Raw genomic sequence first — 26,310 nt, forward strand, 5'->3', positions numbered from 1 at the left:
ACGAAAAGCAATGTGCCCGGATAATCCAATAAGCGTGATATTGCAGAACTTTGTATTGTTGCAATGCTGTCTCATGGCCATGTTTTATTAGAAGACGTTCCAGGTGTTGGTAAAACGATGTTGGTTCGCGCTTTAGCAAAATCGGTGGGAGCTGATTTTAAACGGATTCAATTTACACCTGACTTATTGCCATCAGATGTTATTGGTGTGTCTATTTACAATCCGAAAGACATGGAATTCCATTTTCGACCGGGTCCCATTATGGGCAATATTATTTTAGCAGATGAAATAAACCGGACCTCACCGAAAACACAATCCTCTCTTTTAGAAGCAATGGAAGAAGCTTCTGTCACGATTGATGGAGTAACAATGCAAATCCCAAAACCTTTCTTTGTCATGGCTACACAAAATCCAATCGAATATGAAGGTACTTATCCTCTTCCTGAAGCGCAACTTGACCGCTTTTTATTGAAAATTAAAATGGGCTATCCGACATCGAAAGAAGAAATGGAAGTTTTAAACCGTGCGCAAGTTGCAGCACCAATCGAAGAATTAACTTCCGTCATATCACTCGAAGAGCTATTAGAACTTCAGAGTCAAGTGCGGACGATTAAAGTAGATGAAACCATTCAGAGTTATATCGTAGATTTGTCTCGTCAAACTCGTCAAGATGCTTATGTGTATTTGGGGGTAAGTCCACGAGGGTCTATTGCATTGATGAAGGCATCTCAAGCTTATGCTTTATTAAAAGGACGAGATTATGTAACGCCGGACGATGTTCAATATTTAGCGAAATTTGTTTTCGGACATCGTATTATGTTGCGGTCAGAGGCTCGTTACGATGGAATAACGGTAGAAGAAATTACAGAACGCATCTTGGCGAAAACCCATGTACCTGTAAAAAGGCTTGTTGGTAAATGAAGCAACTGAAAAATAATACCATTTTATGGGGGCGCATCATAGTAGTGCTTTTTCTTCTATTTTTAACTTTTTCTTTTGCTATGTTTCAAGGAGGATTTGTTAGCTGGTTTATCTTTTATATGTCTTTACCGTTTATCGTGTATTCCATGCTGTTAGCATTTTATCCTTTACAGAAAATCGAGGTCTCTCGAAAAGTTCATACGACTCAAGTCCGTAAAGGTGGGGACTTTTCAGCGACAGTCACCATTTATCGGAAAAATCCTTTTCCGCTCCTATATACCGTATTAAGTGAACAAACCCATTCTCCATCTTTGAATAAAATCATCGCAAATCTACGCCCGAAAATGATTGTTCCGGGATTCCGGAAATCTTATTCTTGGTCTTATACTCTTGAGAATATGCCTAGGGAGAGCATGTATTAGAAGGGGTTTACTTAGAAATTTCGGATTTTTTTGGATGGGTAAAAAAAGTCGGTTACTACCAGTTCAACAAACAATTTTAGTTTATCCAAATACAGTAGAAATTGCATACCGTCCCATAGAATCACGTTATGATCATGGGTCAATGGCTGCTCCTTTTACTTTAGTAAAAGATACAACAATGGCAAGCGGAGTTCGTGATTACCAACCTGGGGACCGAGTGTCATGGATTCACTGGAAATCCTATGCGCGTACGCAAACATTACGCACGAAAGAATTTGAAGATCGGCAGTCCCAAGACCTTTTTTTACTAGACGATCGAAGAGTGTCAGAGAAATTCGAATTGCAAGTAGAGCTAATAGCTTCTATATTGAAATCGGTTGTTCGAGCTAATTCAAGCTTAGCTTATTTATCAATTGGTCAAAAACACAATTATTTTCCGGTCGTTCAAACTGAAGAGCATTTACAGCGGGTTATGTATCATTTAGCGAAAGTGCAAAGCGACTTGGACAAGCCGGTAGACCAAGTGGTTGGACGTGAACTTCAAAAAATGAATACGTCAAGCTTATTATATGTAACGAGTCAACTTTCAATAGAAATGATTCAATCTATTCAAAGAAATGCTAAAAATTTAAGCAATTGCATGTGTTTAGTTGTTACGAGTAAAGGTGAAGCTTTACTTGAAGAAGATGAACAAGTACATCAATTTGCTCGTTCAAAAGGATTTGTTGTAAAACGCGTGAGTCCTGAGAACTTTGCGACTGTGTTTACGGAGGTGAGCCTGCAATGACTTCCATTAGAAAAAACAAGTTTTTTATGGCCATCTTATATATACTAGTTTTCTTTATGTTAGCAGAATGGTTGACGCCAGTTATTGTGTTGACTGAAACAGGTCATCGAGCTTTGTTTTTGATTTTTATTGCAGTTGGATTATTAATGGCCTTTCTGAGAGTTCCTTGGTGGTTTTCAGGGCCTATAAAAGTTTTGTATATTTTATGGTTTGTTGTTTATGTCTATACAGAAAATGTGTTTTTTACAGGAGAAGCTATACAGTTTCTCCAATCTAATTTCAGTATGAATTTTTCAGCTTTGATTAGCCAAAATTGGGAACAAACAACCGACGTTTTCCGAACAATGTTGTTTTTTGTATTGTTATGGATGGCCATTTACTTGATTCATTACTGGGTAAGTTTCAGATCTAGCATTTTTTTGTTCTATGTATTGACGGTAGTTTTTATCGCGGTATTAGATACATTCAGTCCGTATTCAGGAGAAACAGCTATTGTTCGAATCATGATAATTGGTCTTCTTCTGGCAGGGCTATTGTATTTGGTGCGGTGGATGGAAAGGCACCAAATTTCAGAGCACGCCGATAAAGTAGCTTTATTTGCAGTACCCCTTGTTTTAGGGATTGCTGTTTCGACGGCGTTTGCATTATATTTGCCGAAATCAGAACCCATTTGGCCAGACCCAGTACCATTCATAACTTCTTTCTCAGGACAAGGTGGTCCCGGAAGTGGGGGCAATGTAGGGAGAATTGGATACGGAGTAGACGATTCACGTCTAGGAGGTTCGTTTATTGGGGATGATACACCGGTTTTTCGCGCAGATGTATCAACTGGACAATATTGGAAAGTTGAATCGAAAGATACTTATACGACAAAAGGGTGGGAACTGACAGAGAATGTAGGTGAGTCCGTCGTTTACAGAAACAATGAAACTGTAGATACGGAGTTTATCTCAGGAGAAGAAGTGGAGACTACGGTCGTCTCGATGGAACAAGAATTTCCTTTTGTTCTCTATCCTTACGGAACCGAATCTTTTTCGATGGAAGAATCTCCAAATTATCAATATAGCTCAGCAGATCAGCGCTTTGAAACTTACCAAAATGGAGAAGAACTGGAACCTGAAGAGTATGAAGTATCTTTTGGTGAACCTAGTTATAGTTTGAAAACATTGCGAGAAACAAGTGGAGAAGCTTTAGAAGAACTGCCTATTGAGTTTGATCGCTATGTGCAATTGCCGGATGAACTTCCTGAAAGAGTTCGTGACTTAGCTATTGAAATAACCGCAAATAGTGAGACAGTTTATGATCAAGCATTGGCTATTGAGAGTTATTTCAATACCTCTGGATTTACCTATAGTCAAACGGATATTCCAGTTCCTGGAGCGGATCAAGATTATGTAGATCAGTTTTTATTCGAGACCAAGAGAGGGTATTGTGATAATTTTTCGACCTCTATGGTTGTATTATTACGCTCACTTGATATACCAGCTCGTTGGGTTAAAGGATTTAATGAAGGTGAATTAATCGATTCGCAAGGAGAAACTGATGTCTACGAAATAACAAACAATAATGCGCATTCGTGGGTAGAAGCTTATATGCCAGGCGTGGGGTGGATGCTATTTGAACCAACTATTGGTTTTACAGGTTCATCATCTATTGATTTTGATTTGGAGTTAGATCCAACGGACCCGGAGCAACCCGATCCTCAAGAACGTCCAGAAACGCAAGAACCGGAAAATGCAGGTGAAGAAGAAGCGGTGGCAAATTCACAAACTGCTTTTTGGAACCGTCTTACGGATTTCATTTCAACTAATCGTTGGAAACTGATTTGGACAATTATTGCATTGGGTGTTATAGGAACTATTCTTTTCAAAATTCGTCACAGGTGGATGCCGAAATTCCTTATTTCTTATTATCGATTACGTGGTCAAGAATCGGTTCAATTTGAAAAAGCCTACTTAAGGTTACTGAAACAACTAGAATTATACGGCATCAATCGAAAGCCAGGTCAAACACTGAAATCATACGCAGCTTACATTGATTCATTTTTTGGTACACGAGAAATGTCTGAGCTGACTCGTGCGTATGAAAAAATGATTTACGGCGGGGATGACCAATCCATTGACTGGCAAGAGTTGAAGGAAAGTTGGGAAAACTTAATCAATAGAACAAGCGGTTGATTTTACGACTTTTAAAATGTACAATTGATTAAATTATAAATTACAGGTGCCCTCATATATGTCCGGTAATATGGATCGGATGTCTCTACCAAGTCCCCGGAAATGACTTGACTATGAAGGTGGATGACGCACGCTTTTTGACGTGTGCATTCGCCTTTTTGATGTAGAGCAAAAGAACGCGAGGTCCATTTTTCGCGTTCTTTTATTATTTTGAGGCCTGAATCGAATAGAAGAGGTGAAGGTTTTGCCAGTTAGTCCAATGTTAAAAGAGCAGAAAAAAATCGTCGTTTTGGATTTCGGAAGTCAATACAATCAGTTGATTACGCGCCGCATCCGCGAAATTGGTGTATATAGTGAGCTTCACCCGCACACAATCACAGCTGAAGAAATCAAAGAAATGAACGCTACGGGAATTATTTTCTCAGGTGGTCCAAACTCTGTTTACGATGAAAATGCATTTTCAATCGATGATGCCATTTTTGAAATGGGCTTACCGATTTTAGGAATTTGCTATGGCATGCAATTAATGGCGTTGCACTTAAAAGGGAAAGTAGAAAAAGCTCAAAATCGTGAGTACGGAAAAGCGGAATTGAAGCTAACTAAAGAAAGCAAAATCTTTAAAGACCTTCCTGAAGAACAAATCGTTTGGATGAGCCACGGTGATTTAGTTACAGCCGCGCCTCCGGGGTTTGATGTTATCGGAACAAGCGCAAGCTGCCCGATTGCTTCTATGGCAGATGAAAGTCGCGGGTTTTACGGCGTTCAATTTCATCCAGAAGTACGTCATTCGATTTATGGTAATGATTTATTGCGCAAATTCGTTTATGACGTTTGTGGAATGCAAGATGACTGGTCAATGGAAAACTATATTGAATTAGAAATCGAAAAAATCCGTGAAGAAGTTGGCGACAAAAAAGTCCTTTGCGCACTTAGTGGTGGAGTAGATTCTTCAGTCGTTGCAGTATTAATCCATAAAGCAATTGGCGATCAATTGACTTGTATGTTCGTTGATCACGGCCTTCTTCGTAAAGGTGAAGCAGAAAGCGTGATGAAAACTTTTGCTGACGGATTCAACATGAACGTTATCAAAATCGATGCACGCGATCGTTTCATGAGTAAACTTGAAGGTGTTACAGATCCAGAGAAAAAACGTAAAATTATCGGGAACGAATTTATCTATGTATTCGATGATGAAGCTTCAAAACTTGAAGGTATGGACTTCCTAGCACAAGGAACGCTTTACACTGACATCATTGAAAGTGGAACAACAACTGCTCAAACGATTAAATCTCATCACAACGTTGGTGGATTACCGGATGACATGCAGTTTAAATTGATCGAACCGTTAAATACATTATTCAAAGACGAAGTACGTGTTCTTGGTACTGAGCTTGGCATGCCTGAAGAAATCGTTTGGCGTCAGCCGTTCCCAGGTCCAGGGCTTGGTATTCGTATTATGGGAGCAGTAACGGAAGAGAAATTAGAAATCGTCCGTGAATCTGATTGGATTTTGCGCGATGAAATTAGCAAAGCGGGTCTTGATCGTGATATTTGGCAATACTTCACTGTGTTACCGGATCTTCGTAGTGTAGGAGTAATGGGCGATGCCCGTACTTACGATTACGCAATCGGTATTCGTGCAGTAACGTCAATTGACGGTATGACTTCTGACTGGGCTCGTATTCCTTGGGAAGTTCTAGAGAAAATCAGTGTCCGTTTAGTTAACGAAGTTGATAACATCAACCGCGTGCTGTATGACATTACGAGCAAGCCACCAGCAACGATTGAATGGGAATAAAGTTAGAGTGCCGACTACATTAGTCGGCATTTTTCTTTTTCACGAACTTTTTTATGTTATTTATTAAAATTGTTCGTGTTTGCGGTTGTTAATTCATTTTATTTATGATATATTACGTTAGAAATTAAATAAGCTTGTCGTATAATGTCGGGGATATGGCCCGAAAGTTTCTACCGAGTTACCGTAAATAACTCGACTACGATTTTAATCCTGTTCACTTTTGAGCGGGATGCCTTTCATTTTCTAAGTGAAGGGATAAATCGAACGCATACGGCAATCTGCTGTGTGCGTTTTTCTTTTGTAGGATTTATACGCAGGCATTCGGAGGAATCAGCATGAAAAAGTATTTTCAGTTTGAAGAACTAGGAACGAATTACCGCAGAGAAATTATTGGCGGCTTAACAACGTTTCTGGCGATGGCATATATTCTTGTCGTCAACCCGTTAACCTTAACGCTACAATCAGTACCCGATCTTCCAGATTCAATGCGCATGGATTATGGAGCCGTATTTATGGCTACAGCACTAGCAGCTGCAATCGGTTGTTTAGTAATGGGGATTCTCGCGAAATATCCAATTGCGCTTGCTCCAGGTATGGGCTTAAACGCATTCTTCGCTTATACAGTAATATTAACTTACGGAATTCCTTGGCAAACTGCCTTAACAGGTGTTTTATTTTCAGGACTTATTTTTATTCTACTTACGTTAACAGGTCTTCGCGAACTAATTATCAACGCGATTCCTGCTGAATTAAAATATGCAGTGGGAGCCGGGATCGGCCTATTCATTACGTTTATCGGATTGCAAAATGCAAATATCATTGTTGACAATCCTGCTACTTTAGTTGGGTTGGGAGATCTTTCAGACAGTTCAGCGTTGTTAGCAATCTTTGGATTACTCATCACTGTAATCTTTATGGCGCGCGGTATCCAAGGTGGAATTTTCTTTGGGATTTTAATCGCGGCAGTAGTTGGAATGATTTTCGGTGTTGTGAATTTGCCTAGCGCAATTATTGACTTGAATGTTCCAAGCATGGCTCCGACTTTTGGTGTGGCGCTTGAGCCGATCTTTAATGATTTTGGTTCGTTGATAAATATTCAGTTTCTCGTTATTGTGCTAACCTTCCTGTTCGTCGACTTTTTCGACACAGCAGGGACATTAGTGGCTGTAGCCAATCAGGCAGGCTTGATGAAAGACAATAAACTTCCAAGAGCAGGAAAGGCATTATTAGCAGATTCAATTGCTACAGTTAGTGGAGCAATTTTTGGAACGTCAACAACTACTTCGTACATTGAATCAACTGCAGGAGTTGCAGCTGGTGCACGATCTGGATTTGCAGCTGTAGTAACCGGGGTGTTGTTTCTTATTTCAATTTTCTTTTATCCGTTACTTGAAGTAATCACCAGTGCTGTAACGGCTCCGGCTTTAATCATCGTAGGTGTCTTGATGGTTTCAGCGCTAGGGAAAATAGACTGGACGAAATTTGAAGTCGCAGTCCCAGCTTTCCTTACGATGATTGCTATGCCGCTTGGCTATAGTATCGCAACAGGAATTGCGATTGGATTTATCTTCTATCCGATTACAATGCTCGTAGCAGGAAAAGGTAAACAGATTCATCCGATTATGTATGGGTTATTTGTAATCTTTGTTCTTTATTTTGTTTTCTTAGTGTGAAGTAGGAAGTCCGCCAATTTTATTGGTGGACTTTTTCTTTGAGCAAAATGAAAAATGAAATCTGTATCTTATAGAAGGAACTCAAATTTGACAGTGAGCTAACAGAGTAAAGAAAATGAATTTGAGCTTATAAAAATAGGAGGGGTGAGAATGGAACCAGGACTTTGTTATTGAGAAATTTCAATTCCTCAACAACAAAGGAAGAGTTATAAATATAAGGGCAACTCTTCAATGTAAAGAGTGAACTTCCTTACTTATTTGTAACACAATTGTAATCTGAATAATTAGAAAAAACTGTTATAATTAAGTTACGAAAAAACTTCGTTAAAGTGTTGACTCTCTAATATGAGCGTGTTATATTAATTGAGTCGCCAATGAGCGCGACAAACTGAACCTTGAAAACTGAACAGCAAAACGTCAACAAAACGCAACGGTCGCGCAAAACGGCCCGTGCAAAACTTACTGATCAACGCAAGTAGATCAAAGCGAATCGTGCGTCTTCGGACGGCGATACGCCAGCAGTATTGAGCAATCAACACTACTCTATAATGGAGAGTTTGATCCTGGCTCAGGACGAACGCTGGCGGCGTGCCTAATACATGCAAGTCGAGCGGAACCAGAGGAGCTTGCTCCTTCTGGTTTAGCGGCGGACGGGTGAGTAACACGTGGGCAACCTGCCCTGCAGATCGGGATAACTCCGGGAAACCGGTGCTAATACCGAATAGTTTGCGGCCTCTCCTGAGGCTGCACGGAAAGACGGTTTCGGCTGTCACTGCAGGATGGGCCCGCGGCGCATTAGCTAGTTGGTGGGGTAATGGCCTACCAAGGCGACGATGCGTAGCCGACCTGAGAGGGTGATCGGCCACACTGGGACTGAGACACGGCCCAGACTCCTACGGGAGGCAGCAGTAGGGAATCTTCCGCAATGGACGAAAGTCTGACGGAGCAACGCCGCGTGAGTGACGAAGGTTTTCGGATCGTAAAACTCTGTTGTGAGGGAAGAACAAGTACCAACTAACTACTGGTACCTTGACGGTACCTCACCAGAAAGCCACGGCTAACTACGTGCCAGCAGCCGCGGTAATACGTAGGTGGCAAGCGTTGTCCGGAATTATTGGGCGTAAAGCGCGCGCAGGCGGTTCTTTAAGTCTGATGTGAAAGCCCACGGCTCAACCGTGGAGGGTCATTGGAAACTGGAGAACTTGAGTGCAGAAGAGGAAAGTGGAATTCCATGTGTAGCGGTGAAATGCGTAGAGATGTGGAGGAACACCAGTGGCGAAGGCGACTTTCTGGTCTGTAACTGACGCTGAGGCGCGAAAGCGTGGGGAGCAAACAGGATTAGATACCCTGGTAGTCCACGCCGTAAACGATGAGTGCTAAGTGTTAGGGGGTTTCCGCCCCTTAGTGCTGCAGCTAACGCATTAAGCACTCCGCCTGGGGAGTACGGCCGCAAGGCTGAAACTCAAAGGAATTGACGGGGGCCCGCACAAGCGGTGGAGCATGTGGTTTAATTCGAAGCAACGCGAAGAACCTTACCAGGTCTTGACATCCCACTGACCGGTGTAGAGATACACTTTTCCCTTCGGGGACAGTGGTGACAGGTGGTGCATGGTTGTCGTCAGCTCGTGTCGTGAGATGTTGGGTTAAGTCCCGCAACGAGCGCAACCCTTGATCTTAGTTGCCAGCATTCAGTTGGGCACTCTAAGGTGACTGCCGGTGACAAACCGGAGGAAGGTGGGGATGACGTCAAATCATCATGCCCCTTATGACCTGGGCTACACACGTGCTACAATGGACGGTACAAAGGGTTGCCAACCCGCGAGGGGGAGCCAATCCCATAAAACCGTTCTCAGTTCGGATTGTAGGCTGCAACTCGCCTGCATGAAGCCGGAATCGCTAGTAATCGTGGATCAGCATGCCACGGTGAATACGTTCCCGGGCCTTGTACACACCGCCCGTCACACCACGAGAGTTTGTAACACCCGAAGTCGGTGAGGTAACCCTTGTGGAGCCAGCCGCCGAAGGTGGGACGGATGATTGGGGTGAAGTCGTAACAAGGTAGCCGTATCGGAAGGTGCGGCTGGATCACCTCCTTTCTAAGGATAAATTCGGAACCGGGCGCCCTAGGCGCTCCGGGGTTGACGTTTTGCGTTCAGTTTTGAAGGTTCACCTTCAGGCGGCAACGCCTTTTTTTGTGACTTTCAAACTTGTTCTTTGAAAACTGGATAAAACGACATTGAAACAATATGCAAGAAATTCAAGTACGCGTGACAATTTTTGTCACAACTTTTTAATTAACCATTGGTTAAGTTAGAAAGGGCGCACGGTGGATGCCTTGGCACTAGGAGCCGAAGAAGGACGGCACTAACACCGATATGCTTCGGGGAGCTGTAAGTGAGCTGTGATCCGGAGATTTCCGAATGGGGGAACCCACTACTTTTAATCGAGTAGTATCCATGTGTGAATCTATAGCACATGAGAAGGCAGACCCAGGGAACTGAAACATCTAAGTACCTGGAGGAAGAGAAAGCAAATGCGATTCCCTGAGTAGCGGCGAGCGAAACGGGATCAGCCCAAACCAAGAGGCTTGCCTCTTGGGGTTGTAGGACACTCTATACGGAGTTACAAAAGGTAGGATTAGGCGAAGCGACCTGGAACGGTCCGCCGCAGCGGGTAACAGCCCCGTAGCCGAAAACCTTACCCCTCCAGAGTGGATCCTGAGTACGGCGGAACACGTGAAATTCCGTCGGAATCTGGGAGGACCATCTCCCAAGGCTAAATACTTCCTAGTGACCGATAGTGAACCAGTACCGTGAGGGAAAGGTGAAAAGCACCCCGGAAGGGGAGTGAAATAGATCCTGAAACCGTGTGCCTACAAGTAGTCAAAGCCCGTTAATGGGTGATGGCGTGCCTTTTGTAGAATGAACCGGCGAGTTACGATTACATGCAAGGTTAAGCTGAGAAGGCGGAGCCGCAGCGAAAGCGAGTCTGAATAGGGCGCCAGAGTATGTAGTTGTAGACCCGAAACCAGGTGATCTACCCATGTCCAGGGTGAAGGTAAGGTAACACTTACTGGAGGCCCGAACCCACGCACGTTGAAAAGTGCGGGGATGAGGTGTGGGTAGCGGAGAAATTCCAATCGAACCTGGAGATAGCTGGTTCTCTCCGAAATAGCTTTAGGGCTAGCCTCAAGATAGAGAATCCTGGAGGTAGAGCACTGTTTGGACTAGGGGCCCATCCCGGGTTACCGAATTCAGACAAACTCCGAATGCCAGTGATTTATGCTTGGGAGTCAGACTGCGAGTGATAAGATCCGTAGTCAAGAGGGAAACAGCCCAGACCACCAGCTAAGGTCCCCAAATATCCGTTAAGTGGAAAAGGATGTGGCGTTGCTTAGACAACCAGGATGTTGGCTTAGAAGCAGCCATCATTTAAAGAGTGCGTAATAGCTCACTGGTCGAGTGACACTGCGCCGAAAATGTACCGGGGCTAAACGGATTACCGAAGCTGTGGATGGATCTCGTAAGAGATCCGTGGTAGGAGAGCGTTCTAAGGGCGTTGAAGTCAGACCGGAAGGACTGGTGGAGCGCTTAGAAGTGAGAATGCCGGTATGAGTAACGAAAGACGGGTGAGAATCCCGTCCACCGAATGCCTAAGGTTTCCTGAGGAAGGCTCGTCCGCTCAGGGTTAGTCGGGACCTAAGTCGAGGCCGATAGGCGTAGACGATGGACAACAGGTTGATATTCCTGTACCACCTCCCCGCCGTTTGAGCAATGGGGGGACGCAGAAGGATAAGGAGAGCGTGCCGTTGGTTGTGCACGTCCAAGCAGTGAGGCGTGGAATGAGGCAAATCCCATTCCTGATACGTTGAGCTGTGATGGCAAGAGGGTTTACCCTTAGAGTCCCTGATTTCACACTGCCAAGAAAAGCCTCTAGCGAGGCGGGAGGTGCCCGTACCGCAAACCGACACAGGTAGGCGAGAAGAGAATTCTAAGGTGAGCGAGTGAACTCTCGTTAAGGAACTCGGCAAAATGACCCCGTAACTTCGGGAGAAGGGGTGCTCTGGTAGGGTGTATAGCCCGAGAGAGCCGCAGTGAATAGGCCCAGGCGACTGTTTAGCAAAAACACAGGTCTCTGCAAAACCGTAAGGTGACGTATAGGGGCTGACGCCTGCCCGGTGCTGGAAGGTTAAGAGGAGTGCTTAGCGCAAGCGAAGGTGCGAATTGAAGCCCCAGTAAACGGCGGCCGTAACTATAACGGTCCTAAGGTAGCGAAATTCCTTGTCGGGTAAGTTCCGACCCGCACGAAAGGCGTAACGATCTGGGCACTGTCTCAACGAGAGACTCGGTGAAATTATAGTACCTGTGAAGATGCAGGTTACCCGCGACAGGACGGAAAGACCCCGTGGAGCTTTACTGTAGCCTGATATTGAATTTTGGTGCAACTTGTACAGGATAGGTAGGAGCCTTAGATTCCGGAGCGCCAGCTTCGGAGGAGGCGTCAGTGGGATACTACCCTGGTTGTATTGAAATTCTAACCCACAAGCCTGATCGGCTTGGGAGACAGTGTCAGGCGGGCAGTTTGACTGGGGCGGTCGCCTCCTAAAGAGTAACGGAGGCGCCCAAAGGTTCCCTCAGAATGGTTGGAAATCATTCGAAGAGTGTAAAGGCAGAAGGGAGCTTGACTGCGAGACGTACATGTCGAGCAGGGTCGAAAGACGGGCTTAGTGATCCGGTGGTTCCGCATGGAAGGGCCATCGCTCAACGGATAAAAGCTACCCCGGGGATAACAGGCTTATCTCCCCCAAGAGTCCACATCGACGGGGAGGTTTGGCACCTCGATGTCGGCTCATCGCATCCTGGGGCTGTAGTCGGTCCCAAGGGTTGGGCTGTTCGCCCATTAAAGCGGTACGCGAGCTGGGTTCAGAACGTCGTGAGACAGTTCGGTCCCTATCCGTCGCGGGCGCAGGAAATTTGAGAGGAGCTGTCCTTAGTACGAGAGGACCGGGATGGACACACCGCTGGTGTACCAGTTGTTCTGCCAAGGGCATCGCTGGGTAGCTATGTGTGGCCGGGATAAGTGCTGAAAGCATCTAAGCACGAAGCCCCCCTCAAGATGAGATTTCCCATTGCGCAAGCAAGTAAGATCCCTCAAAGACGATGAGGTAGATAGGTTCGAGGTGGAAGCGTGGCGACATGTGCAGCTGACGAATACTAATCGATCGAGGACTTAACCAACACAATGTACGCGAAGACTTGCACGTTCCAATGTCGTTTATCCAGTTTTGAAAGAATAAGAAAAAGTTTTTGAAAAAAAGCTTGAAAAAACCAGTGATATACTGGTATAATAAATCTTGTCTTTCAAAACCAAATAGTCCAGTGATGATGGCAAAGAGGCCACACCCGTTCCCATCCCGAACACGGCAGTTAAGCTCTTTTGCGCTGATGGTAGTTGGGGGTTTCCCCCTGTGAGAGTAAGACGTCGCTGGGCACTTAAAGAAAGTCGTTACCGATTCCGGTAACGGCTTTTTTGTTTATCTAAATAACTTAAGTGACTAGTCTTAAGCCATAATATAATAAATGGCTGTAAATAAGTTAGTCTATAGAAATAGAATACGTTAAGGAAATTCAAGAATTTGTTTTGACTTATGATCTAACGCAGTGATTTGAAATACTAAACTTGCGTGTAGCTAAACCTAATTACTTAAATGTCAAAAGGGAATTTTAAAATCGATAGCCTTATGGAGTGTTAAATAAAATGCCTCTAGCATTAGAATGAAGCTAATATAAATAAGTAGAGAGAATTCTAGTTTTGTTGTTCCTATTAGCGAACATGAATCTTACTTAGCAAACGATTTCCAAGTGCATAGCACAAAGAATGTGATTTCCTCTACTACCTCTTTGAAAAAGATTTTTGGGAAGTAACTTTTTTAGAATTTGAACATTATTAAAATATTTATGTGAAGCCTTTATACACAAGGTTTTTCTCGACCTTTTCTCTCTTGCTTTCTTAGCGTTTTTGCCCTAGTATGAAAATTAATTCTTAATAGATATTGAAGAGGTGTAAAAATTGGATGTAAACCCTTGGGTTATGGTATTAATAATTTTCTCGATTAATATCGTATATGTAACTTTTTTCACAATACGGATGATCATGACCCTAAAAGGATATCGCTATTTAGCGGCTGGTGTCAGCATGATTGAAGTGGTTATTTATATAGTAGGACTTGGATTGGTTCTTGATAATCTTGATCAGCTTCAAAATTTAATTGCTTATGCATTAGGTTACGGATCTGGCGTTGTCATTGGTTCGAAGATCGAAGAGAAAATGGCGCTTGGTTACATTACGGTCAATGTAATTACGAGTGAAGCTGGAGAATACCTTCCGAAAATGCTTCGCGAAAAAGGATATGGTGTCACGGATTGGAACGCGAACGGCCGTGATGGTGGGCGACAGTCGATGCAAATTTTAACACCGCGTAAAATGGAGTTAAAACTGTATAAAGCCATTCAAGAAATCGATCCAAAAGCCTTTATCATTGCCTATGAAGCAAAAACAATTCATGGCGGATTCTGGGTGAAAACAGTGAAAAGGGGCAACTTATATAAATGAGTAAAAATACAGTATGGTTTGAAGTTGAAGAACATGAAACAATTTCAGAATGTCTAGACAGAATGAAAGCTGAAGGGTATGCCATAGTAGGCAGAAGAGAACAGCCTTTATTTAAAGAAGTGGATGGTCAACCTGTACCTATAAGGCAAATCGTTCAGTTTAAAGGAGATAAACTAAAGGAATAACAATATATCTCTTTTAAAAGCGAACGATTAAATAATTGTATAACTTATTGTTCGACTTTATCATTGACGTAGTTTCGTCATCTTGTTATGATAAGTGAGGATACCCCATATATGCAGAAGAATTGGCTTCTGCGTCTCTACCAGGACACCGTAAATGTCCGGACTATGCGGGAAAGCAACTTATTGGTCGTAAAGCGAAGGATGTGCTTTTTTATGCCATCATTTAAAAATTCGTATCATTTACAGTCCTTAAGTAAACTGCTTTTCACGTAATGTGAGCAGTTTATTTAAGGGCTTTTTATTTTTTAAAAGGAGAGTGTAATCGATGAATCCGCGAATTGGCATCATTATGGGAAGTACGAGTGATTGGGAAACAATGAAGCATGCATGTGATGTATTAGATGAACTGGGTATAGCTTATGAGAAAAAAGTAGTTTCAGCTCATCGCACGCCGGATTTAATGTTCACTTATTCAGAACAGGCGCGTGAACGTGGATTGCATGTAATTATTGCAGGAGCAGGCGGCGCAGCACATTTGCCAGGGATGGTAGCAGCAAAGACCACTTTGCCAGTTATTGGCGTACCTGTTCAGTCCAAAGCGTTAAATGGTTTGGATTCCTTATTATCAATCGTTCAGATGCCTGGCGGAGTTCCAGTCGCTACAGTCGCTATCGGTAAAGCTGGAGCTGTGAATGCTGGATTACTGGCAGCTCAAATATTGGGAACAGTAGATGAACATGCAGCACAAGCCTTGCAAGACAGAAGAGACCGCACAACAGCTGCAGTTTTAGAAAGTTCGGAGGACTTAATATGACAAATACGATTTTGCCGGGTCAAACGATTGGTATTATTGGTGGAGGTCAATTAGGACGTATGATGGCTCTTGCAGCGAAAGAAGCTGGCTTTAAAATTGCGGTTCTTGATCCAGCTATGGATTCGCCAACTGGTCAAGTAGCCGATATACAAATCGTCGCAGCATTTGATGATCAGCATGCGTTAGAAGAATTAGCTGAAGCGAGTGATGTGATCACTTATGAGTTTGAAAATATAGATGTTGAAGGACTATCAAAACTAGCTGAAATTGCATATGTGCCACAAGGTGCTGAACTGATTCGTGTGACACAAAATCGGATTGTTGAAAAACAAGCTATTTCGGAAGCTGGCGTCGTTGTTGCAGATTATATTACGGCTTCATCTTTTGAAGAGTTAACAAAAAAAAGTAGTGAATTGTCATTCCCATTCGTTGTCAAAACAGCGCGCGGGGGATACGACGGCAAAGGACAGCAAACAGTTTCTTCTATAGAAGAACTCTCTTTAGCAGAGGCATTGTTCGCAAACGGCGATTGTGTGGCCGAAACCTTTGTAGAATTTACTAAAGAAATTTCGGTCATTATTCAACGCAACGTACACGGTGAAACAGCTATTTTACCGATTGGTGAAAATATTCATAAAGACCATATTTTGCACGAAACAATTGTTCCAGCAAGAATCGACAAAAAAACAATCGGTGAAGCGAAAAGAGCAGCTGAAAAAATTGCGACTCATCTCGATATGGTAGGAACATTAGCAGTTGAAATGTTTGTATTGGAAGACGGTGGGATTATCGTCAATGAATTAGCACCACGGCCTCATAATTCGGGACATTATTCGATTGAAGCGACGAATATTTCACAATTCCATCAGCATGTCCGTGCCATTTGTGGATGGCCACTGAGACAGCCAATTCTTTGGTCACAAGCGGTAATGGTCAACGTTTTAGGTGAACATGTTGCACCACTTACTTCAAAAATAGCACAATTTCCGAATTGGTCGATTCATTTATACGGAAAAGACGAAGCGAAGCAGAAACGGAAGATGGGACATGTTACGATATTAACGGAAGACTTAGAGGCAACTTTGAGTGAAATAGATGCATCTGGTATTTGGCCAGAATAATTGGAGGAACTTAAAAATGATCGCACGTTACACAAGACCCGAAATGGGCGCAATTTGGACAGAAGAAAACAAATACAATGCTTGGCTAGAAGTTGAAATTTTAGCTTGTGAAGCTTGGGCTGAAATTGGAGATATTCCGAAAGAAGACGTAGCAAAAATCCGTAAAGACGCTTCTTTTTCAGTTGACCGTATTTTAGAAATTGAAGAAGAAACACGCCACGATGTAGTTGCTTTCACAAGAGCCGTATCTGAAACGCTTGGCGAAGAACGCAAATGGGTTCATTACGGCTTAACTTCAACTGATGTCGTTGATACAGCTTTGTCTTACTTGTTAAAACAAGCAAACGTAATTATCCGTAAAGACTTAACAAACTTTATCGAAATTCTAGCTAATAAAGCGAAAGAACATAAAATGACGGTCATGATGGGTCGTACGCACGGTGTTCATGCAGAACCAACGACTTTTGGTTTAAAACTAGCATTATGGCACGAAGAAATGAAACGTAACTTAGAACGTTTCGAAGCAGCAGCAGCTTCAATAGAAACAGGCAAAATGTCTGGTGCAGTTGGAACGTACGCTAATATTGATCCATTTGTTGAAGCATATGTTTGCAAAGAGTTAGGTCTTGCAGCTTCACCAATTTCAACACAAACATTGCAACGCGATCGTCATGCACAGTATTTGAGCGTTTTGGCATTGATTGGTTCGTCTATCGAGAAATTCGCGACAGAAATTCGCGGATTGCAAAAATCTGAAACACGTGAAGTAGAAGAGTTTTTTGCAAAAGGCCAAAAAGGTTCTTCGGCAATGCCACATAAACGTAACCCAATTGGTTCTGAAAACATGACGGGCCTTGCGCGTTTAATCCGCGGCTATATGTTAACAGCTTACGAGAACGTCTCTTTATGGCACGAACGCGACATTTCGCATTCATCAGCAGAGCGCGTGATTTTACCGGATGCAACGATTGCACTAAATTACATGTTAAATCGTTTTGGTAATATCGTGAAAAACTTAACGGTTTTCCCTGAAAACATGAAACGCAATATGGATTCAACACTTGGTTTGATTTATTCACAGCGTGTGTTATTGACATTGATCGATAAAGGGATGGCTCGTGAAGCTGCATACGATACCGTTCAGCCATGTGCAATGGAAGCTTGGGAAAACCAAACGCATTTCCGCAAAATTGTGGAAGCGAATGACACGATTACTTCAAAACTTTCTAAAGAAGAATTGGATGATTGCTTTGATTACAATCACCATTTGCAACAAGTAGACATGATTTTCAACCGACTTGGATTAAACTAAACGGGGGCTTCTGAAAATGGAAAAAGGTCAGCTATTGTACGAAGGAAAAGCAAAACGCCTGTATGCAACGGATAAACAGGGAATTTTGTGGGTGGAATATAAAGATTCAGCAACGGCTTTCAACGGTGAGAAAAAAGAAGAAATTACCGGGAAAGGCATTTTGAACAATAAAATCACGTCACTGATTTTCACGAAATTGCAGGAAGCAGGCATTGCGTCTCATTTCGTTAAGCAATTGTCTGATCACGAACAATTGGTGCAAAGTGTAAGCATCATTCCATTGGAAGTAGTGGTCCGGAACATCACAGCGGGCAGCATGGCTAAACGCCTTGGCATTGAAGAAGGCGTGGCTATTAGCCGCCCGGTTGTGGAGTTCTATTTGAAAGATGATGAATTAGGTGATCCTTTAATTACAGATGATCATGTTGATATGCTAAAGCTGGCAACTGCCGAAGAAGTGGCAGAGCTCAAGCAAAAAGCACGTGAAATTAATCAGGTGTTAATCGGCTTTTTCAAAGAAATCGGCGTGGATCTTGTTGATTTCAAAATTGAATTTGGCCGTGATTCAAATGGGCAAATTTTACTGGCTGATGAAATTTCGCCGGACACTTGCCGGCTTTGGGATATGGAAACAAAACAAAAGCTTGATAAAGACGTGTTCCGCCGTAATCTTGGGAATTTGACAGAAGCGTACGAACTCATTTTAACTCGTCTAGGAGGACAACACTCATGAAAAAAGTAAAAGTATACGTAACATTACGTGAAAGTGTATTGGACCCACAAGGTTCTGCAGTTATGGGCTCTCTTCATAAAATGGGCTATGGTGAAGTGGCAGATGTACGAATTGGCAAATACCTAGAATTGGTTATTGAAGACAGTGAACGCGATGTAGATTCTTTAGTTAATGAATTATGTCATCGTCTTTTAGCTAATACTGTAATTGAAGATTATCGTTATGAAATTGAGGAGGTTGTCTCGCAATGAAATTCGCAGTAATTGTTTTCCCAGGTTCGAATTGTGATTTGGACATGTACCATGCGGTCAAGGATGAACTAGGTGAAGAAGCAGAATACGTATGGCATGACTCAAAAGATTTGAGCAGCTATGACGGGATTTTACTTCCAGGCGGATTTTCATATGGCGATTACTTGCGTTGCGGCGCGATCGCTCAATTCTCTGGTGTCATGGACGAAGTAAGAAAAGCAGCTGAAGCAGGAAAACCAGTTCTTGGAATCTGTAATGGTTTCCAAATTTTAACAGAAGCGGGTTTATTGCCAGGCGTTCTTTTACGAAACAAAAACTTGAAGTTCATGTGTCGCACTGTTGGATTGAAAGTAGAAAACAACAGTACATTGTTCACAAATGAATACGAACAAGGCGAAGAAATCCAAATTCCAATCGCTCATGGAGAAGGCAATTATTATTGTGATGATGCGACATACGATCACCTCAAAGAAAACAACCAAATCGTCTTTACGTATGCAGACGATTTTAACGGCAGTCGAAACAACATTGCAGGAATCATTAACGAACGCGGAAACGTGCTAGGCATGATGCCGCATCCTGAACGCGCAGTATCAGAGTTAATCGGCGGTAAAGATGGCTTGGCCTTATTTAGATCAATCGTTAAACAGTGGAGGGAATCACATGTCAGTCATGCTTGAACCAAATGCTGCTCAAATAAAAGAACAAAAAGTATATCAACAAATGGGCTTATCAGACGCGGAATTTGATATGGTTGAAAAGATTTTAGGGAGATTGCCAAACTACACGGAGACAGGTTTGTTTTCGGTTATGTGGTCTGAGCATTGTTCGTATAAAAACTCGAAGCCTGTACTTGCGAAATTCCCGACTAAAGGCGAACGTGTTCTTCAAGGACCTGGTGAAGGTGCTGGTATTGTAGATATTGGTGACGGACAAGCAGTTGTCTTCAAAATGGAATCACATAACCACCCATCGGCTATTGAACCTTATCAAGGAGCAGCTACTGGAGTTGGCGGCATTATCCGTGACGTCTTTTCAATGGGTGCGCGTCCAATCGCGTTGCTGAACTCATTGCGTTTCGGTGAATTAACAACACCACGCGTGAAATACTTGTTTGAAGAAGTTGTTGCTGGGATTGCCGGATACGGAAACTGTATCGGAATTCCAACGGTTGGTGGAGAAATTCAATTTGACGATTGTTATGACGGTAACCCGTTGGTTAACGCGATGTGTGTCGGATTGATCAATCATGAAGATATTCAAAAAGGGATTGCTAAAGGTACAGGTAACCCGGTAATGTACGTCGGCGCTAAAACAGGACGCGATGGCATTCACGGAGCTACTTTTGCTTCTGAAGAGTTAACAGATGGCTCTGATAAAAATCGTCCTGCCGTTCAAGTAGGTGATCCATTTATGGAGAAACTGCTACTTGAAGCTTGTTTAGAACTAATTAAGTCAGATGCGTTGATCGGTATTCAAGATATGGGTGCTGCTGGACTGACTTCTTCTTCAGCTGAAATGGCTTCAAAAGCAGGTTCAGGGATTGAAATGGATCTTGATCACATTCCACAACGTGAAACAGGGATGACAGCATACGAAATGATGCTTTCTGAATCACAAGAACGTATGTTAATCGTAGTGAAAGCTGGTCGTGAGCCTGAAATCGTTGAGTTGTTCGAAAAATACGGTTTAGATGCAGTGACTGTCGGTACAGTAACAGACGACTCGACACTGCGCTTAAAACATAAAGGTGAAATTGTTGCAGAAGTTCCAGTTGACGCACTTGCAGAAGATGCGCCGGTTTACCACAAGCCTTCAGCTGTTCCAACCTATTTTACAGAGTTCCAACAAATGGACAACGTAGAACCAAAAGTAACGGATTTCAATGAAACATTAACGGCTTTATTAAAACAGCCAACAATCGCTTCTAAAGAATGGGTTTATGATCAATACGATCACCAAGTACGCACAAGCACAGTAGTAAGTCCAGGGTCGGACGCTGCAGTTGTCCGTGTCCGTGGTACAAATAAAGGTTTAGCAATGACGACTGACTGCAACTCTCGCTATATTTACTTAGATCCAGAAGTGGGCGGTAAAATTGCGGTTGCAGAAGCAGCACGTAATGTTGTGGTATCAGGTGCAAAACCACTTGCCATCACGGATTGCTTAAACTTCGGTAACCCGGAAAAACCAGAAATCTTCTGGCAGTTAGAAAAAGCAGCAGACGGTATGTCTGAAGCATGTACGATGTTAGATTCTCCGGTTATTGGCGGAAACGTCTCGTTATACAACGAAACAAACGGTACGGCTATTTACCCAACACCAACAATTGGCATGGTTGGGCTTGTAGAAGATCTTGCACATGTAACAACACAAGACGTGAAAAAACAAGGCGACTTTGTTTACTTGATTGGTGAAAGCTTTACAGAGTTTGGCGGAAGTGAATTACAGAAAATGGTCGAAGGACGTATTTTCGGTAAAGCACCAGCGATTGATTTAACAGTTGAAGCAAAACGTCAACAAGAAATCTTATCAGCGATTCAGCAAGGACTTGTTGCATCAGCGCATGACGTTGCTGAAGGTGGCGTTGCTGTCGCATTAGCTGAAAAAACCTTTGGTAAAGGATTAGGCATGGAAGTTATATTGTCTGGATCCCCAACAACTGCTTTATTCAGCGAATCACAGTCACGTTTTGTTTTGACGGTTAGTCCGGAAAACGCAGAACAATTCGAGAAAGTCGTATCAGATGCTAAGAAAGTCGGCCAAGTCACGGGAGACAAATTTGTAATCAACGGTGAAGACGGTACGACTTGGATTAACGAATCAGTCGCAACGCTTCGCTCAGCTTGGAAAGGAGCTATCCCATGCTTGCTGAAATCAGAAGCTTAAATGAAGAATGTGGTGTCTTTGGAATATGGGGACATCCGAATGCGACGCAATTGACGTATTACGGATTGCACGCTTTGCAACACCGCGGTCAAGAAGGTGCGGGAATTGTTTCAACTAATGGAGAAGGTCTTCTCCCATTAAAAGGTGAAGGCATGGTCAGTGAAGTGTTCACACCTGAGAAAATTGAAAAGATAGCAGGACATGCAGCAATTGGGCATGTTCGCTATGCAACAGCAGGAGGCAGTGGCATTGAAAATGTCCAGCCTCTGCTCTTTAACTCAACTACGGGTAGTTTGGCGATTTCCCATAACGGAAATTTGGTCAATGCGACTCAGTTAAAAGGACACCTAGAACGTCAAGGGAGTATTTTTCAAACAACTTCAGATACAGAAGTATTGGCTCATTTAATTAAACGAAGCGGCTATGCATCGTTTGAAGAAAAAGCGAAAAATGCATTGTCTCTATTAAAAGGTGCTTTTGCTTGTGTGATTTTGACGGAAGAAGCAATGTATGTTGCATTAGATCCAAACGGTTTGCGTCCATTATCTCTTGGGAAACTGGGGGATGCGTGGGTAGCGGCATCTGAAACGTGTGCATTTGATATTGTTGGAGCGGAATTTGTTCGTTCGGTTGAACCAGGTGAATTTTTAATCATTACAAAAGATGGCATGCGTGCAGAACGTTTTGCTTATCCAGTAGAACGTTCGATTTGTACGATGGAATATGTTTACTTTTCACGTCCAGATTCGGACATCGATGGCATTAACGTTCATACAGCACGAAAACGTCTAGGCGTTCAATTAGCAAAAGAAGTACAAATTGAAGCGGACGTTGTCACAGGCGTTCCGGATTCGAGTATTTCAGCTGCAATTGGCTATTCAGAGCAAAGTGGTATTCCGTATGAGTTGGGCATGATTAAAAACCGTTATGTCGGACGTACGTTTATCCAACCTTCACAAGACTTGCGCGAACAAGGTGTGAAGATGAAGCTTTCACCAGTGCGTCAAGTCGTCAATGGAAAACGCGTCATTATGGTCGATGATTCGATTGTCCGCGGCACAACTTCACGCCGCATCGTTAACTTGCTAAAAGAAGCAGGAGCTACTGAAGTGCATGTTGTCATCAGTTCGCCACCTATTAAGAATCCATGCTTTTATGGTATTGATATTAGCACACCGGGTGAACTAATCGCTGCGAACAATACGGTAGAAGAAATGCGTGAAATTATTGGTGCGGATTCGTTAACATTTTTATCGGTTGACGGTATGGTTCAAAATATTGGACGTACAGATCCTGGATCAAAATGTGGACATTGTCTAGCTTGCTTTACAGGCGAATACCCGACCAATATTTATCCAGATACAGTATTACCGCACGAAAAAGAAAAAGTGAAATAAGGGGGAACCGGTGTGTCAAAAGCATATGAAAAAGCAGGCGTTAATATCGAAGCTGGCTATGAAGCAGTAAACCGTATGAAATCCCATGTAGAACGGACAGCGCGTAAAGGAATGCTCGGTGCGTTTGGTGGATTTGGCGGGATATTCGATTTGTCTGAGCTGAATTTGAAAGAACCGGTTCTTGTTTCCGGAACGGATGGCGTGGGCACAAAACTAAAGCTCGCGTTCATGGCAGACCGTCACGATACAATCGGCATTGATTGCGTAGCGATGTGTGTCAATGACATCGTTGCACAAGGTGCAGAACCTTTGTTTTTCTTAGACTATATTGCAGTCGGTAAAGCGATTCCTGAGAAAATTGAACAAATCGTTAAAGGCGTAGCCGATGGTTGTGTGCAAGCTGGAGCTGCACTTATTGGCGGAGAAACGGCAGAAATGCCGGGTCTTTATGAAGAAGATGAATACGATATCGCTGGATTTGCGGTCGGAGCTGCGGAGAAATCCAAAATCGTTACTGGCGAAAAAATCGTAGCTGGGGATGTATTAATCGGTCTGGCTTCAAGCGGGATTCATTCAAACGGTTATTCACTTGTGCGTCAAATTGTATTTGAGCAAAATCAATTTACGCTTGATCAACAAGTTGAAGGTTATGAAACGCTCGGTTCAATTGGTGATGCGTTGTTAACTCCTACAAAAATTTACGCAAAAGCTGTAGCTGCTATGGGCAATGAAACCGAAATCCATGGCATGGCACATGTGACTGGTGGCGGATTTATCGAGAACATTCCACGGATGATGCCAGAGGGCTTAGGCGCGGAAATTTCACTTGGCAGCTGGCCAGTACTTGATATTTTCAAGTTGCTGAAAGAAAAAGGCGAGTTGGCAGACCGCGACTTATACTCAGTGTTCAATATGGGCATTGGTTTTGTTGTAGCTGTAGCACCTGAAGATGCTGAAAAAGTATTGGAAACCGCTAAAGAGAATGGCGAGCAAGCATTCCAAATTGGCAGCGTTTCGAACACTGAAGGCGTCCAATTTCAAGGGCAACAGGACGGCACATTAAATGAAAACTAAAACAAAAATCGCTGTATTTGCATCTGGTAATGGCTCTAATTTTCAAGCCATTGTCGATGCGATTACGGCTGATAAATTAGCAGCTGAAATCATGCTTGTTGTAACAGATAAGCCCAAAGCGTTTGTATTAAATCGTGCTACAAAGGCAGGCGTAGCATCATTTTCTTTTATTCCTTCTGAGTATGACTCCAAGCAACATTACGAAGAAATGCTAAAAGAAAAATTACAGAAGCTCGGAGTAGAGTGGATTGTTCTCGCAGGCTATATGCGATTGATAGGTCCAGTGTTACTTGAAGCTTACGAAAATCGCATTGTGAATATCCATCCTTCTGTTTTGCCAGCGTTTCCAGGTAAAGACGCGATTGGTCAAACACTCGCTGCAGGAGCAGTAAATGCAGGTGTCACAGTGCACTATGTAGACGCAGGAATGGATACAGGCAACATTATTGCACAACAATCGTTTCCGGTATTAGGTCGTGGACGCGAAGAAGTCGAGCATCAGATCCATCAGATTGAACATGAATTATATCCTACAACATTGCAGCAATTATTCGACCGGTAAACGATCGGTCTTAATCTTTAGGAGGACTATTTGTGAAAAAAAGAGCATTACTCAGCGTATCGGATAAATCAGGAATTTTGGAATTTGCACAGGAATTGGAAAAGATGGGCTATGAACTGTTATCGACAGGCGGCACTAAAAAATTTCTTGAAGAAAACGGCGTTGCAATAACAGCCGTAGACGAAGTTACGAAATTTCCAGAAATTTTAGGTGGACGTGTAAAAACTTTGCATCCGCTTGTACACGGTGGACTATTAGCCAAACATGATGATGCAGAACATCAAAGTCAAATGGCTGAAAACGGCATTTCTCCGATTGAAATAGTTTGCGTTAATCTATACCCGTTCCGTGAAACTATTGCAAAACCAGATGTTACGGTAGATGATGCCATTGAAAATATCGATATCGGCGGACCGACAATGTTACGTTCTGCGGCGAAAAATCACGCATATGTAACGGTTATTGTGGATGCAGCTGATTATGCTGGAGTATTGACTGAATTACAAAACGAACAGTCTACAACGCCTGAAACGAGACGTCGATTAGCGGCAAAAGTCTTCCGTCATACGGCTGCATATGATTCATATATCTCAAACTATTTGACTGATTTAACAGGTGAAGAATATCCGGATCAATTGACGCTCACATATGAGTTGTCTCAAACACTTCGTTACGGAGAAAATCCTCATCAAAAAGCTGCTTTTTACCGTAGTCCGCTGGGCTCAAACTTTTCGATTGCCAATGCACATCAAGTGCATGGCAAGGAATTATCGTATAACAATATTCAAGATGCCAATGCAGCTCTTCAAATGATTAAAGAATTCAAAATGCCAGCAGCAGTTGCTGTAAAACATATGAATCCATGTGGTGTTGGTACAGGTGAAAAAATCGCTGATGCCTTTGGTAAAGCTTATGAAGCGGATTCGACATCAATTTTTGGTGGAATTGTGGCCTTGAATCGTGAAGTTGACGCTGATACAGCAAAGCAATTAGCAACAATTTTCTTAGAAATCATTATTGCACCATCATTTTCAGATGAAGCAATTGAATTGCTAACACAAAAGAAAAATATCCGTTTATTAACGATTCCATTCGACAGCAAAGTTAGCGATAAATGGAACACTGTTACGGTTGAAGGTGGTTTGTTAATTCAACAGCCAGACGTCTTCGGATATGATGACGCAGATATTCAAGTAGCTACAGAACGTCAGCCGACAGCGGCAGAACTGGAAGCATTAAAACTTGGGTGGAACGTTGTAAAACATGTTAAATCCAATGCCATTGTTGTATGTAACTCGGAGATGACTTTGGGCATCGGTGCGGGACAAATGAATCGCGTTGGTTCTGCTAAAATTGCGTTAGACCAAGCAGGCAGTGCTGCAGAAGGTGCAGTTATGGCATCAGATGCATTCTTCCCGATGAATGATACAGTAGAAGCAGCTGCAAAAGCAGGCATAAAAGCAATTATTCAACCAGGTGGTTCGAAAAAAGATCAAGATTCGATCGATAAAGCGAACGAATACGGAATTGCTATGGTCTTTACTGGCGTCCGTCATTTCAAACATTAATCGGGGTGAAACAA

At 42.9% G+C, this 26,310-nt stretch carries 19 protein-coding genes, 3 rRNA genes and 3 riboswitches; all 22 genes read left to right on the top strand.

Features of this window, described 5'->3' with window-relative positions:
* Window positions 1-63 precede the first annotated feature (63 nt).
* A complete protein-coding gene (locus BBI08_RS04335) occupies window positions 64-921 on the top strand; it encodes an AAA family ATPase (protein ID WP_237146573.1) in 858 nt (285 codons plus the stop codon).
* A complete protein-coding gene (locus tag BBI08_RS17250) occupies window positions 918-1,343 on the top strand; it encodes a hypothetical protein (protein ID WP_237146574.1) in 426 nt (141 codons plus the stop codon). The genes BBI08_RS04335 and BBI08_RS17250 overlap by 4 nt, the downstream gene beginning before the upstream one ends.
* A 34-nt stretch (window positions 1,344-1,377) precedes the next feature.
* Entirely contained in the window at window positions 1,378-2,130 is a 753-nt protein-coding gene (locus BBI08_RS17255; RefSeq protein WP_237146575.1) for a DUF58 domain-containing protein, read from the top strand.
* Entirely contained in the window at window positions 2,127-4,307 is a 2,181-nt protein-coding gene (locus BBI08_RS04345; protein WP_065527779.1) for a DUF4129 domain-containing transglutaminase family protein, read from the top strand. Before BBI08_RS17255 ends, BBI08_RS04345 begins: the two co-directional genes overlap by 4 nt.
* A gap of 32 nt (window positions 4,308-4,339) precedes the next feature.
* Window positions 4,340-4,441, top strand: a riboswitch (purine riboswitch).
* Between the two features lie 125 nt (window positions 4,442-4,566).
* The gene (guaA, locus tag BBI08_RS04350; protein ID WP_065528533.1) at window positions 4,567-6,105 is read left to right on the top strand and encodes a glutamine-hydrolyzing GMP synthase; all 1,539 of its coding nucleotides are present in this window, start codon (window positions 4,567-4,569) and stop codon (window positions 6,103-6,105) included.
* Window positions 6,106-6,222: 117 nt separating this feature from the next.
* A riboswitch (purine riboswitch) is annotated at window positions 6,223-6,324 on the top strand.
* Between the two features lie 116 nt (window positions 6,325-6,440).
* Window positions 6,441-7,778 (top strand): NCS2 family permease, encoded by a 1,338-nt coding sequence (locus BBI08_RS04355; protein WP_008496749.1) that lies wholly within the window; start codon window positions 6,441-6,443, stop codon window positions 7,776-7,778.
* Window positions 7,779-8,323: 545 nt separating this feature from the next.
* Window positions 8,324-9,874 (top strand): 16S ribosomal RNA (locus BBI08_RS04360).
* A gap of 207 nt (window positions 9,875-10,081) precedes the next feature.
* A 23S ribosomal RNA gene (locus tag BBI08_RS04365) occupies window positions 10,082-13,015 on the top strand.
* Window positions 13,016-13,152: 137 nt separating this feature from the next.
* Window positions 13,153-13,268, top strand: a 5S ribosomal RNA gene (gene rrf, locus BBI08_RS04370).
* The 16S, 23S and 5S rRNA genes sit together here, the layout of an rRNA operon.
* 600 nt (window positions 13,269-13,868) lie before the next feature.
* Entirely contained in the window at window positions 13,869-14,390 is a 522-nt protein-coding gene (locus tag BBI08_RS04375) for a DUF2179 domain-containing protein (RefSeq protein ID WP_065528534.1), read from the top strand.
* On the top strand, window positions 14,387-14,575 hold the full coding sequence (locus BBI08_RS04380) for an NETI motif-containing protein (protein WP_065527780.1): 189 nt from the start codon (window positions 14,387-14,389) through the stop codon (window positions 14,573-14,575). The genes BBI08_RS04375 and BBI08_RS04380 overlap by 4 nt, the downstream gene beginning before the upstream one ends.
* An 85-nt stretch (window positions 14,576-14,660) precedes the next feature.
* Window positions 14,661-14,761: riboswitch (purine riboswitch) on the top strand.
* Between the two features lie 139 nt (window positions 14,762-14,900).
* Window positions 14,901-15,389 (top strand): 5-(carboxyamino)imidazole ribonucleotide mutase, encoded by a 489-nt coding sequence (gene purE / locus BBI08_RS04385; protein WP_065527781.1) that lies wholly within the window; start codon window positions 14,901-14,903, stop codon window positions 15,387-15,389.
* Entirely contained in the window at window positions 15,386-16,510 is a 1,125-nt protein-coding gene (gene purK, locus BBI08_RS04390; protein WP_065527782.1) for a 5-(carboxyamino)imidazole ribonucleotide synthase, read from the top strand. The genes purE and purK overlap by 4 nt, the downstream gene beginning before the upstream one ends.
* A gap of 16 nt (window positions 16,511-16,526) precedes the next feature.
* Window positions 16,527-17,822 (top strand): adenylosuccinate lyase, encoded by a 1,296-nt coding sequence (purB, locus tag BBI08_RS04395; RefSeq protein ID WP_065527783.1) that lies wholly within the window; start codon window positions 16,527-16,529, stop codon window positions 17,820-17,822.
* Window positions 17,823-17,838: 16 nt separating this feature from the next.
* A complete protein-coding gene (gene purC, locus BBI08_RS04400; protein WP_008496119.1) occupies window positions 17,839-18,555 on the top strand; it encodes a phosphoribosylaminoimidazolesuccinocarboxamide synthase in 717 nt (238 codons plus the stop codon).
* On the top strand, window positions 18,552-18,806 hold the full coding sequence (gene purS, locus BBI08_RS04405; protein WP_008432191.1) for a phosphoribosylformylglycinamidine synthase subunit PurS: 255 nt from the start codon (window positions 18,552-18,554) through the stop codon (window positions 18,804-18,806). Before purC ends, purS begins: the two co-directional genes overlap by 4 nt.
* The gene (gene purQ, locus BBI08_RS04410; RefSeq protein WP_008496118.1) at window positions 18,803-19,486 is read left to right on the top strand and encodes a phosphoribosylformylglycinamidine synthase subunit PurQ; all 684 of its coding nucleotides are present in this window, start codon (window positions 18,803-18,805) and stop codon (window positions 19,484-19,486) included. Before purS ends, purQ begins: the two co-directional genes overlap by 4 nt.
* A complete protein-coding gene (purL, locus tag BBI08_RS04415; RefSeq protein ID WP_008496117.1) occupies window positions 19,470-21,695 on the top strand; it encodes a phosphoribosylformylglycinamidine synthase subunit PurL in 2,226 nt (741 codons plus the stop codon). Before purQ ends, purL begins: the two co-directional genes overlap by 17 nt.
* On the top strand, window positions 21,671-23,092 hold the full coding sequence (purF, locus tag BBI08_RS04420) for an amidophosphoribosyltransferase (protein ID WP_008496116.1): 1,422 nt from the start codon (window positions 21,671-21,673) through the stop codon (window positions 23,090-23,092). Before purL ends, purF begins: the two co-directional genes overlap by 25 nt.
* A 12-nt stretch (window positions 23,093-23,104) precedes the next feature.
* Window positions 23,105-24,166 (top strand): phosphoribosylformylglycinamidine cyclo-ligase, encoded by a 1,062-nt coding sequence (gene purM, locus BBI08_RS04425; protein WP_065527784.1) that lies wholly within the window; start codon window positions 23,105-23,107, stop codon window positions 24,164-24,166.
* Window positions 24,156-24,728, top strand: a complete 573-nt coding sequence (gene purN, locus BBI08_RS04430) for a phosphoribosylglycinamide formyltransferase (protein ID WP_008496114.1) — start codon at window positions 24,156-24,158, stop codon at window positions 24,726-24,728. The genes purM and purN overlap by 11 nt, the downstream gene beginning before the upstream one ends.
* A 32-nt stretch (window positions 24,729-24,760) precedes the next feature.
* Window positions 24,761-26,296 (top strand): bifunctional phosphoribosylaminoimidazolecarboxamide formyltransferase/IMP cyclohydrolase, encoded by a 1,536-nt coding sequence (gene purH, locus BBI08_RS04435; protein ID WP_065527785.1) that lies wholly within the window; start codon window positions 24,761-24,763, stop codon window positions 26,294-26,296.
* Window positions 26,297-26,310 lie beyond the last annotated feature (14 nt).

Source organism: Planococcus halocryophilus (assembly GCF_001687585.2).
Lineage (GTDB): Bacteria > Bacillota > Bacilli > Bacillales_A > Planococcaceae > Planococcus > Planococcus halocryophilus.

Coding starts and splice junctions, on each gene's coding strand:
- purK (WP_065527782.1), top strand. CDS start 15,386: ATGACAAATACGATTTTGCCGGGTCAAACGATTGGTATTATTGGTGGA.
- purB (WP_065527783.1), top strand. CDS start 16,527: ATGATCGCACGTTACACAAGACCCGAAATGGGCGCAATTTGGACAGAA.
- purN (WP_008496114.1), top strand. CDS start 24,156: ATGAAAACTAAAACAAAAATCGCTGTATTTGCATCTGGTAATGGCTCT.
- BBI08_RS04335 (WP_237146573.1), top strand. CDS start 64: ATGCTGTCTCATGGCCATGTTTTATTAGAAGACGTTCCAGGTGTTGGT.
- guaA (WP_065528533.1), top strand. CDS start 4,567: ATGTTAAAAGAGCAGAAAAAAATCGTCGTTTTGGATTTCGGAAGTCAA.
- purE (WP_065527781.1), top strand. CDS start 14,901: ATGAATCCGCGAATTGGCATCATTATGGGAAGTACGAGTGATTGGGAA.
- BBI08_RS04355 (WP_008496749.1), top strand. CDS start 6,441: ATGAAAAAGTATTTTCAGTTTGAAGAACTAGGAACGAATTACCGCAGA.
- purS (WP_008432191.1), top strand. CDS start 18,552: ATGAAAAAAGTAAAAGTATACGTAACATTACGTGAAAGTGTATTGGAC.
- BBI08_RS04345 (WP_065527779.1), top strand. CDS start 2,127: ATGACTTCCATTAGAAAAAACAAGTTTTTTATGGCCATCTTATATATA.
- purQ (WP_008496118.1), top strand. CDS start 18,803: ATGAAATTCGCAGTAATTGTTTTCCCAGGTTCGAATTGTGATTTGGAC.
- BBI08_RS17255 (WP_237146575.1), top strand. CDS start 1,378: ATGGGTAAAAAAAGTCGGTTACTACCAGTTCAACAAACAATTTTAGTT.
- purF (WP_008496116.1), top strand. CDS start 21,671: ATGCTTGCTGAAATCAGAAGCTTAAATGAAGAATGTGGTGTCTTTGGA.
- purC (WP_008496119.1), top strand. CDS start 17,839: ATGGAAAAAGGTCAGCTATTGTACGAAGGAAAAGCAAAACGCCTGTAT.
- purL (WP_008496117.1), top strand. CDS start 19,470: ATGTCAGTCATGCTTGAACCAAATGCTGCTCAAATAAAAGAACAAAAA.
- BBI08_RS04380 (WP_065527780.1), top strand. CDS start 14,387: ATGAGTAAAAATACAGTATGGTTTGAAGTTGAAGAACATGAAACAATT.
- BBI08_RS04375 (WP_065528534.1), top strand. CDS start 13,869: ATGGTATTAATAATTTTCTCGATTAATATCGTATATGTAACTTTTTTC.
- BBI08_RS17250 (WP_237146574.1), top strand. CDS start 918: ATGAAGCAACTGAAAAATAATACCATTTTATGGGGGCGCATCATAGTA.